The 10,543-nt window shown below is 48.2% G+C and carries 6 protein-coding genes and 3 pseudogenes; 5 read left to right on the top strand and 4 right to left on the bottom strand.

Translation table 11 applies throughout. The features are described 5' to 3' along the window. A pseudogene (locus OQV04_RS21420) lies at positions 1–215 on the top strand (hypothetical protein); the annotation flags it as partial. 139 nt (positions 216–354) lie between these two features. Here the strand turns inward: OQV04_RS21420 and fdeC are convergent. Continuing rightward, positions 355–4,607 (bottom strand): annotated as a pseudogene (gene fdeC, locus OQV04_RS21425) (inverse autotransporter adhesin FdeC). Positions 4,608–5,172: 565 nt separating this feature from the next. Between fdeC and OQV04_RS21430 the strand changes: the two are divergent. Further along, positions 5,173–6,024, top strand: a complete 852-nt coding sequence (locus tag OQV04_RS21430) for an aldo/keto reductase (protein WP_099145491.1) — start codon at positions 5,173–5,175, stop codon at positions 6,022–6,024. Positions 6,025–6,050: 26 nt separating this feature from the next. Continuing rightward, positions 6,051–7,040, top strand: a complete 990-nt coding sequence (locus OQV04_RS21435; RefSeq protein ID WP_032280327.1) for an aldo/keto reductase — start codon at positions 6,051–6,053, stop codon at positions 7,038–7,040. A 31-nt stretch (positions 7,041–7,071) separates the two neighbouring features. Here OQV04_RS21435 and OQV04_RS21440 read toward each other — a convergent pair whose 3' ends face one another. Both OQV04_RS21440 and OQV04_RS21445 read right to left on the bottom strand, forming a co-directional pair. Continuing rightward, positions 7,072–7,965 carry a LysR family transcriptional regulator gene (locus OQV04_RS21440; RefSeq protein ID WP_032280326.1) on the bottom strand — a complete coding sequence of 298 codons (894 nt, stop codon included), beginning with the start codon at positions 7,963–7,965 and terminating at the stop codon, positions 7,072–7,074. A gap of 200 nt (positions 7,966–8,165) precedes the next feature. Further along, a complete protein-coding gene (locus OQV04_RS21445) occupies positions 8,166–9,092 on the bottom strand; it encodes a LysR family transcriptional regulator (RefSeq protein WP_032280325.1) in 927 nt (308 codons plus the stop codon). 156 nt (positions 9,093–9,248) lie between these two features. On the opposite strand from OQV04_RS21445, the gene OQV04_RS21450 reads away from it, so the two are divergent. After that, positions 9,249–10,169 carry an alpha/beta hydrolase gene (locus tag OQV04_RS21450; protein ID WP_032280324.1) on the top strand — a complete coding sequence of 307 codons (921 nt, stop codon included), beginning with the start codon at positions 9,249–9,251 and terminating at the stop codon, positions 10,167–10,169. Positions 10,170–10,404: 235 nt separating this feature from the next. Further along, positions 10,405–10,467: pseudogene (locus OQV04_RS21455) on the top strand (NADH:flavin oxidoreductase); the annotation flags it as partial. Positions 10,468–10,483: 16 nt separating this feature from the next. Here OQV04_RS21455 and OQV04_RS25245 read toward each other — a convergent pair. Beyond that, a partial coding sequence (locus OQV04_RS25245) for an IS1 family transposase (protein WP_071528444.1) occupies positions 10,484–10,543 on the bottom strand: 60 nt, incomplete at its 5' end.

Consider the following 10,543-nt stretch of genomic DNA (forward strand, 5'->3'; position numbering starts at 1 on the left):
CTAGTCTAAAAACTAGTATTAAGACTATCACTTATTTAAGTGATATTGGTTGTCTGGAGATTCAGGGGGCCAGTCTACTGATAGAGTTGCCTGCCAGGGGGTTAGCCAGAGTGAACGGCAGCGATATTGAGCGCTTTTATTACAATGAAGATTTCGTAGAAAAGGATGGCAATGATGTTGTTTGCGAAATTTTTATTCCCGTTCGTCCGGTTTAGTTGGTCACTATCTCTTATTGAGTTTTATCCTTGCCTGATACTATTTAATCAGTATCAGGCAAGGTATTCAGTGAATAATGGCGTTGAATATTTCAACACCATTATTCTTTATTAGATCGTAACTTTCATACTATTCAAATTATGGCATCTCCTCCTCGCCATTTTCAGTCTCTGCAGCAACGGCGTTAATTGTCACCTTCACAGGCGTCATTTCGTACCCGCCATACGTCAGTGCGTTGAATGTGAACGTATAGACACCTGGCTTGCTGGTACTAAATGTACGCGTGATTTTCCCACCTGAGAAATGGTCAGCCTTCGACGGCAGGAATTGATAATCCTTCTCCGTCACTCCTTCCGGAGCCTCAATGTCGACCCACATACTTCCTCCTACGGGATTGACTCCCGCCATCAGGGTAACCGTCATTGTTGCAGTAGTCTTCCCGTCCGCCACCAGAGAATCTACACGTTCTGGAGATGCGGCGAGCACCGCGTTTTTATCATCCGCGACGAATTTAGATTCGGCAGTTTTCGTCGATTCCTGACCGTCGGCCTGACTCACTTTCGCCGTGAGTGTATATTTCGCTGCGACAGTGGTCGTGGCGGTGAAAATAGCCTGTCCTTGCTCATTAGTTTTCGCCGTCCCATTGGGAGTCAAAACTAAATTTGCCGGGCTGGCAGTCAGCGTCACGTCGCTATCTTTCAACAGGTTGTTATTGGCATCAGTCACCGTAACTTTATACGTCTGTTTGGCATTGCCGTCCGCCAGTGCATAGTTGCCAATCACCTCAATACCGGAGACGGTTGCGGTCGCCTTATCGGCCACAAACGTTATAGTCTGCGTATTCGAAGGCTGGTCATTCCCTGCCGACGCCGTGATCTCATACGTTCCGGCAATCACGGAAACCACTTTCAGTTCCGCTTTACCCTCCTCGTTGGCGTTCACCATGATATTACCGTCTGCAAGCGGTTTGACGCCCCGAGGCAGATTAAAGACGACCGCAGCGCCAGGAAGAATGTTGCCGTATTGATCCTTAACCGTTGCCGTCAGCGTAAAGGCATCATTGTCGTTTGCCACTTTTGGCGCGCTGCCATCAACCTCCAGGGTCGCCTGACCGGTACTGAAATCCGCTTTAAATTTCACCGTAACCGTCTTCTGAGTATTATTCACTGAGGCCGCGATACTGTGTTCCCCGGCAACCGTTGACATCAGCTCAATGTCGGCTTTACCTGCCGCATCGGTTGTTACCGTATTCCCCGTCTTGCTGGTCACACCTTTCGGCAGAGTCAGCGTAACTTCTTGCCCCTGCAACGGATTACCATAGCTGTCCACGACGGTCAGGGTTATCTGGTTAGCAGACTGTCCATTAGCCAGTTGGTTATTAACCTTCACTGTCATATCACGAATCTCAGCCTTAGATGCGTCACCTGCAACGTTCAGCACCAGTGGCTGAGCAACGGCATTTTGGCCGTTCACTCGCGGCATCACAGACAACTGACCCGCGGCAGATCCCAGCGTTAAGGTCGACACGTAGACCCCATTACCTTTCTCTGTCCAGTTTCCTGCTGAAGGACGCTCACTCCCCGTGCTGGCGGCACCGCTAAACACTGGTGCATCTGGCTTCAGCCCGGTGACCGGGTTCCCGTACGCATCCTTCACGGTGAAGGTGAGTTCCGTCGTCGTTTTGACGGTCGGAGCCTTATTGTCCGCAACAAGCGTAGAGTTCGCTGATGACATCTCTCCGGCGATGACCGTCAACTGCGCGGCTTCGGTGGCTGCTGGCTGGCCGTTGAAGAGAGGCATGACGCGAAGCTCGCCCGTCTTTCCACCTGTAGTCAACGTAGCAACATAGGAACCGTTACCTTTTTCGGTCCAACTGGAAACGGTCGCCCCTTCAGAGGCGGTCCCCGTCAAACTTGCCGACAACGCAAGACCACTGATAGCGTTGCCATGCGCATCTTTCGCCACCAGCGTCACGGTTGTGCTTTCGCCGGCTTTTACGTGATCTTCTGCGACAGAGACTTTCGACTGGTTTGAAGATAACGCATCAGCCACCACGGTTACTTTTGCCGCATTTGCTGCCGCATTCTGTCCATTTAGCTTCGGCATAACTTCTAATTCACCCGCCGTAGAGCCGAGAGTAATCTGCGCAGTCCACGTCCCATCACCATTATTTGTCCAGCCCGATGCCGTAGAACCTTCAGCAGCGGCACCCGCTAATGACGGCGCTTCCGGCGTGAGGCTGGTCACAGGGTTGTCATAGGCATCTTTTACCGTCCAGATTGCCGTAACTGTACCCCCAACCACCGGTTTATCAGGATTCAGGGTGATGGACGAATGTGCTGCATCAAGCGGCCCGGCAACAAACTTCAGCGTTTGTTGTAATGTGCCCAGCTGATACTGCTCGCTGAAAGCACGCACAACAACGTTTCCGGCACGGGTCGAAGAAACCGTGGCGCTGTAAACGCCTGGTTTTATTTCCGAAATGGCACCAACGGTTACACCATTAGTGTCTTGCGGAACAAATCGCAAGCGGCTGGCTTCTCCCGTCACCGGATTACCCTCGGAGTCCACCGCAGTCAACGTCAACGTATAGGCTTGCTGACCATCAGCAACCACGTCACCTGACGGCTAGCGCTCAGGGTGGAGTTTGCCACATCCATCATCGTGGCCCGCAGTTCTGCAGTGACGGTTTTGCTCATGCCATCAACGCTAACAGTAATCGTTGCCTCACCTGACTGCGTTCCGGTAGTAAAGACAGACTGATACACCCCTGCTTCAGTTTAGGTGAACTCACCCAGTGTTGGCTTTGCCTGTGATTTAGTGGCCTTCAGGGAACGAGTCACAATATTTCCAGCCGGTTTGAAAGTTAGTTCAGTCTTGATCTGATCTTTCATGCCCGTGACTGGCTGGCCCTCGGCGTCGCGCAGAGACAGCACCAGCGGTTTTTGCTCATTACCGTTAGCAAGCATTTGAATACGGCTCTGACCGTCAAGCGTTAACGCCGTGCGATCGGCGCTCATACCAGCTCCGGTAATGACCACCTCTGTCTGCACGCGTTTTGAGGTATTGCCTTTGTTATCGTAGGCAACCGCAGAAATCGCATAATAATTGTCTTTGCCTGGACGATAAGCCGGGAGCGTTACTTGCCACTGACTACCCTGACCGGTAATTTTGCCACCTTCAGCCAGTAATGACGGCGCTTCCCACTGCACATTTTTCAGTCCGTGAGTTGCTTTGCTGACCACAAGCCCGAGGGAAAGTGTCTGACCGCCCTTACCTTCAATACGCTCAGGCAGAGCAATACGGATCACTTCAGATTTGCGGTACTCAAGAACGATGTTGTTATTACGCTCAACCAGGTCATAGCGGCTGCCTGCCAGTACCCGACGCTCGCGAATGCTATCCGTATCGAGTTGTTTCGCCAAAGGTTCGCCAATTCGGTAGTTAACTTCCAGGCCAAAGCGAGTGTCATTCTCACCGCTCTTGCCCTGCTTATGCCCGGCGCTCAGTGTCAGAAGAGGCACAGGCGTATAGGTCACCTCGGCAGAAATCGCATGCGGGTCTTTCTGGCGCTTATCTTTACCAAACAGCCCGACTTCATCGCCATAATACTGTTCATACATCAGGCTTGCGCCAAGCTGCGGCCAGGCAGGTAAATAGCCCTCTGCGCGGATATCCCAACCATTCGCCGGGCGTTCCTGATAATCCTCAATATCCGGCGATTTTTTCCAGCCAGAAGCCCGAATATAACCATTGGCGCTCAGTTTCAGATAATCGCGCCAGTATTCCGCACCAACACCAATGCGGGTATGACTACGGGATAAATCATGGTCGATAAAGGTGTTCACCCCCGCCATCCAGTCATTTCCTGAAAAATGACGCCAGCCAAAACCAATATTTGACTGAGTACGATCGTCTGTACGATGTATTGCCCCCTGAGTGAACAACATATTTGTCGGCGTATCATAAATCGGATAAAGCATTTCCAGCGAAGAATCCTTCAGCGAGAAATCTTTATCGACATTCAGTTTGACGCGCGCTGTACCATATTTCCCGAGCCACTCCTGTATTTCCTGGTTAGCTTTAGCGGTGGCCATTCCGGTAATAAAATTACGTGTCGCATCGCTATCTGGCTGACTGCTTAAAAATGTCCCGGCATTTGCGGCAAACGACGCGACATTTTTCTCCACGTTATTATCAGCAGTTACCGTAGTATTTCCCATGCTCAACCGTGGCTGAACCGCATGCTGCGCACGTGCCGCCATTACTGGGGTAAAGGTGACAGCGAGTGGAAAAAGAACCTGAACAGAGATATTTGCCCACGCCACGCAGCGGGCCAGAACTGAATAACGAAATCGTGGTTGTTTATGACCTGTTTTATAACGTGACATTGAGATAATTTCCTGATGAACGAATTAACGAACATAGGCAGACACAAATAATGGCGTCTGCTTGTCAGAAAAACCGGGGATTTCCCGGTTTCCTTTTCCGCAGAAAAGGAAATACCTTTATGTAAGAAAGTACACCGCCACCTAATATATCCAGTGCCTGTAGCCACTCATCAGGGGGTTGGGCGCGGGATTATATTTTTATTTATGGGTGAAAATTTAGCTTTTTGTGCAAGTCATTAAATAGATACTTAAGTTATATTTCTTACTCTGTGGACAGTGAATAATTCATTATTTAGAGTGAATAATAATGACCTACCTTTAATTAGCAACTATTGGAAATACGTCGAAGTAGGTATATACGCCAGGATAAACCGATATATTTTTTATGGATATTCATTTTCCTTCATCGGACTGTAAATTGCAGAGATATCGAACTTGTACTACTCATCTCAACACTCAAACAGATTTATGAATTTCGTTCATAACCCCTGACAAATCCTGCCGTCTAATCGAGCTCTTCTCTTTACGTTATGCTTCTCATGAACGATAACGGAAGGATAACACCATGCAAAAAGTAAAACTGAATAACGGTATTGAAATGCCCCTGCTGGGCTTTGGTGTATTTCAGATGACCGATGCCGCCGAATGCGAAAGAGCGGTCATTGACGCTATTAACACCGGTTATCGACTGATTGACACCGCCGCCTCCTATCAAAATGAAACCCAGGTCGGGAACGCACTGAAACAAAGCGGTATCGCCCGTAACGAACTCTTTGTCACCACGAAACTCTGGTTGCAGGATACCAGTTACGAAGGGGCCAAAGCCCAGTTCGAACGCTCTCTGAATCGACTGCAACTTGATTACGTTGACCTGTATTTGATTCATCAGCCTTACGGTGATGTCCACGGTGCCTGGCGCGCCATGGAAGAGCTGCAACAGGCCGGTAAAATTCGCGCTATTGGCGTCAGTAACTTCCATCCTGACCGACTGGCTGACCTTATCGCCTTTAATAACGTCGTTCCAGCGGTAAACCAGGTTGAAGTTAACCCTTTCAATCAGCAGCTACACGCCGTTCCGTGGATGCAAAGCCGTGGTATTCAGCCAGAAGCCTGGGCACCGTTTGCGGAAGGGAAAAATGGTCTGTTCCAGCATCCTGTTCTCACTGCAATTGGCGGGAAGTATGGCAAAAGCGTGGGCCAGGTTGTTCTGCGCTGGATCTACCAACGAGGCATTGTTTCACTGGCAAAATCGGTACACAAAGAACGCATGGAAGAGAACATCAACATTCTCGATTTTGAACTCAGTCCTGAAGATATGCTGCAAATTACCGCCCTGGATACCGCAACCAGCGCGTTCTTCTCTCACCGCGATCCCGCAATGGTGGAATGGCTGACTGGCCGCAAACTTGATGTTTAAGCCGCGATAAAAGAGGTATTCATTCAATGCAAAAACGTTATCTGGGTAAATCCGGACTCGAAGTCTCCGCCCTTGGGCTCGGTTGCATGGGCTTAAGCCACGGCTACGGCCCGGCGACCGATACCCGTCAGGCTATCGAACTTATTCGTGCTGCGGTTGAACGTGGCGTCACCTTCTTCGATACCGCCGAAGTGTATGGTCCGTATCTGAATGAAGAAGTGGTCGGCGAAGCCTTAAAACCGTTTCGTGACCGCGTGGTGATCGCCACTAAATTCGGTTTTACCTTCGGCGATGATAATAAGCAGCAGATTTTAAACAGCCGTCCGGAACATATCCGTGAAGCCGTTGAAGGATCATTACGTCGTCTGAAGACAGATGTTATTGACCTGCTGTACCAACACCGTGTTGATCCGGATGTTCCTATTGAAGATGTTGCAGGAACGGTGAAAGACCTCATCGCAGAAGGTAAGGTCAAACATTTCGGTCTGTCCGAGGCTGGCGCACAAACCATTCGTCGTGCGCATGCGGTACAACCTGTCACCGCCCTGCAAAGCGAATATTCCATGTGGTGGCGTGAGCCTGAACAGGAAATTCTGCCGTTGCTGGAGGAACTGGGGATTGGTTTTGTCCCCTTCAGCCCACTAGGTAAAGGTTTCCTGACCGGGTCGATTAAGCCGGGAACCACTTTCGGCAAAGATGATTACCGCAGCACCGTACCGCGTTTCGCAGCACAATCCATTGAAGCTAATGAAAAACTGGTCACCTTGTTAGGTGAACTGGCTGCGGAGAAAGGGGTAACGTCTGCACAAATCGCACTGGCATGGCTGTTAGCACAAAAGCCGTGGATTGTTCCCATCCCTGGCACCACTAAACTGCACCGGCTGGAAGAAAACCTGGCCGCTGCTGACATTGTTCTTTCGCAGAAAGATACGCAGCAGATAACCGAGGCGCTGGAAACAATTAAAATCGTCGGTGAACGTTACTCGCCTGAACACCAGGCACGCGTAGGCCGCTAATACCCAAACGGGTCCAGGAACAAAGGACCCGTTATTCGGTGTAGCGAAGCGCATCGATTAACAGCGCAAAAGCAGGCGGATGCTGCTTGCGGCTGGGGTAGTAAAGATAATATCCGGGAAAAGTTGGACACCACTCCTGCAACACCTGAATAAGCTTGCCTGACGTTATATACTCCTGAACCATGTCTTCAGGGACACAAGCGATCCCAAACCCTGATAACGCGGCATCAATTCTTTCTGGCAATGGACTACACGTCAGCTGCCCATCAACCTTAACACGAAGCGCTTTCCCTTCTCGCTCGAATTCCCAGTGGTAAAGTCCACCGGCAGTTGGCAAACGCATGTTGATGCAGCGATGGTTTTGTAGCTCGTGAGGCGTTTCAGGCGCAGGGTTTGCAGCAAAATACGCCGGTGCCCCCACCACAGCCATCCGCATATCTGGTCCAATTCTGACCGCAACCATATCTTTATCAACATTTTCACCCAGTCGTATCCCGGCATCAAAACGGCCTTCAACAATATCGACAAAACCGTTATCCACCACCAGTTCGACACTGATTTCGGGATACTTTCTGAGAAAAGGTTTTAGCTTCGGCCAGACCAGACTTCGCGCGGCATGTTCCCCGGCAGATAAACGAATATTCCCGGTGGGCGTGCCGTTCAGTTGAATAAGTGACTCCAGTTCCTGTTCAAGCTCGTCAATACGCGGTTCAAGGCAGGCAATGATTCTCTCCCCCGCTTCTGTGGGAGCCACACTGCGGGTAGTCCGTGTCAGGAGGCGGATATTGAGCCTTTCCTCCAGAGCCTTTATTGCATGGCTAAGTGCAGACTGAGAGACGCCGAGTTTGCCCGCTGCTTTGGTAAAACTTCGCTCTCTTGCCACCACAAGAAAGATTTGCAGTTCGTTGAAGTTTTCTTTGAGCATTGGCGATTTCCTTGTAGAAGCATCCTCTTCACAGTCACTCATGAAGGGGGGTCATAGATGCTATTATTTTAGCCACATTATTAGTAACAATGATAATCTGGCTGTATCGAAAATAATTCTAAACTTTCAGGAGATTTATTATGAATAAACGTATCCTCACGATTGCGCGATTCTTCTTACCGATATTCTGACACATATCATCAATTTTCGAGTTTTACTCTTTTCTCCACCATAAAATCAATAAAAGCACGAACTTTAGAGGGCATTCTCACCCGTGATGAAACATAAATATAAAACCCAGGAAATGAAACAGCCCAATCCTCAAGAATCGGCTGTAACTTGCCCGCATTGATATGTTCAGCGATTGTAAAATCCAGATGTTGAATGATACCCGTTCCATTCAGCGCCATTCGTATCATGCTTTCGTCATCATTAGAAATATACTTACCTGAAACCTCTATTTCGAACTCTTCATTCCCGCCCGCAACATTAGAAAACTCCCATGCAGAGAGTGCACCGCTACTTTTATGCCGCAACCGAAGGCAATTATGGTTACTCAGTTCCTGAGGCGTTTCAGGAATACCGTGTTCTTTTAAATAATCTGGCGATGCCACAGTAACCAGTTTAATAAGCGGAGAAACAGGAACGGCAGTCATATGCTCATCCAGTCCTTGCTCAAGACGTATGCCCACATCACAGCCGTCCGCAATAATGTTAGATAAACCGTCATCCATAATGAGTTCTATCTTTGTTTTGGGGTAACGAGTAAGAAACTCGCCAATATGAGGCTCAACAAGCATCCGTGCTGCAACACGGGAGGAATTTATTCTCAACAGGCCTGTAGGTTCAAGTTGGGTATCACCAACATCTTTCAAAGCATCATCAATTTGCCCCAAAGCCGACACCAGCACTTCATACAGACGCTGTCCTTCCTCAGTAAGCGACATATTGCGGGTCGTACGGTATATCAGCTTGGTGTTAAGACGTTCCTCAAGAGATTTTAAATTCTGGGACAATGCGGCCCGCGTAATACCCATTTCAGAAGCGGCTCTGGAAAAACTGCCGGCACGAACAATAAGCGCAAACCAGGCAAGAGAAGGCAAAATTGAAGGCTCTATTTTCATCATTGTAAACCTTAACTTAACACTGTGATAGATATTAGACCATTGATGATAACCAATACAAGTCATACTATTACGCCGTTCTCGATATGAACACGAATGCCAGTTGCGGATAATAGAAATGATATTTAAATCTGTTTAGGCAAATCCCCGGAGCTTGAAATGAAAACTGTTTCGATAAAACACACTTACTGGGATATAGCTGCTGATATCTATTTCCCTGACGATTTTAATAGTGAAAAAAAGTATCCTGCCATTATCAGCGCCCATCCAATTGGAAGCTGCAAAGAACAGACATCGGGTAGTGTGTATGGTGCCGCCCTGGCAAAAGCTGGCTTTATCGTCATTGCTTTTGATGCCAATTTTCAGGGAAGCAGCGGTGGGGAACCGCGTTATCTGGAAGATCCAACAATGCGAGTAAAAGACTTCAGCATTGTCGTTGATTACCTTACCAGCTTACCTTACGTTGATGCCGGGCGTATTGGTGTACTGGGTATTTGTGGTGGAGGTGGATATGCCATTAATGCCGCAATGACAGAACGTCGAATTAAAGCTATTGGTACTGTCACGGGTGCAAACTACGGGCGTCTTATGCGTGAGGGATTTACAGCGTTTAATCCTATCGGAGCACTCGAAGCAATGGCGCAACAAAGAACAGACGAAGCTAACGGCGCAAAACTTCGCGTAGATGATTTACTCCCCTCTTCTCCGGATGCAGCTCTTGAAGCGGGATTAACAGAAATAGACCTTTTTGAAGCCACAGAATATTATCGTTCGCCACGAGGCTGTGCACCTAATGGGGTAAATCGTTCACTATTCTCACATCAGACTGTTGCCGTGGGTTGGGATGCATTTCATCTTGCAGAAGTGCTGTTAACTCAACCAATAATGGTTGTGGTGGGCGATAGAGTGGGCGCATTTGGTGCCTACCGTGACGGCTGCGAAATTATTGGCCGCGCTGCTTCAAAACATAAAGAGCTGGTCGTGGTTGAAGGTTATTCACATTACGACCTGTATGATAAGCCAGAACCTGTGAAACAGGCACTCGATAAATTAATTCCTTTTTATAAAACACATTTGTAATAATTTTACAGGGAGATTCCTTATCTCCCTTATATTTATCCTTTATTGACTACACAACAATAATAAAATTACTCAAAAAGAAATTTCATTAAAGAAACAAAAAAGCAGCAACTCAATTATTAGAAACCCTTTAAAGGGATTATAAATAAAGCCAGAATTCTTGGTTCCAAAGCTGGCAACAACTAACCAGTTAAAACATACGCATCAAAATCAGATAAACATTTGAGGTATTGTTATGACAAATAAACACCCATCATTGTTTTCTCCTTTTATGCTGACAGAAAAAATAAAGCTACGTAGGTAATGACTCCAACTTATTGATAGTGTTTTATGTTCAGATAATGCCCGATGACTTTGTCATGCAGCTCCACCGA

The sequence above is a fragment of the Escherichia sp. Lx600-2 genome (assembly GCF_036662595.1).
In the GTDB taxonomy this organism is placed as follows: domain Bacteria; phylum Pseudomonadota; class Gammaproteobacteria; order Enterobacterales; family Enterobacteriaceae; genus Escherichia; species Escherichia coli.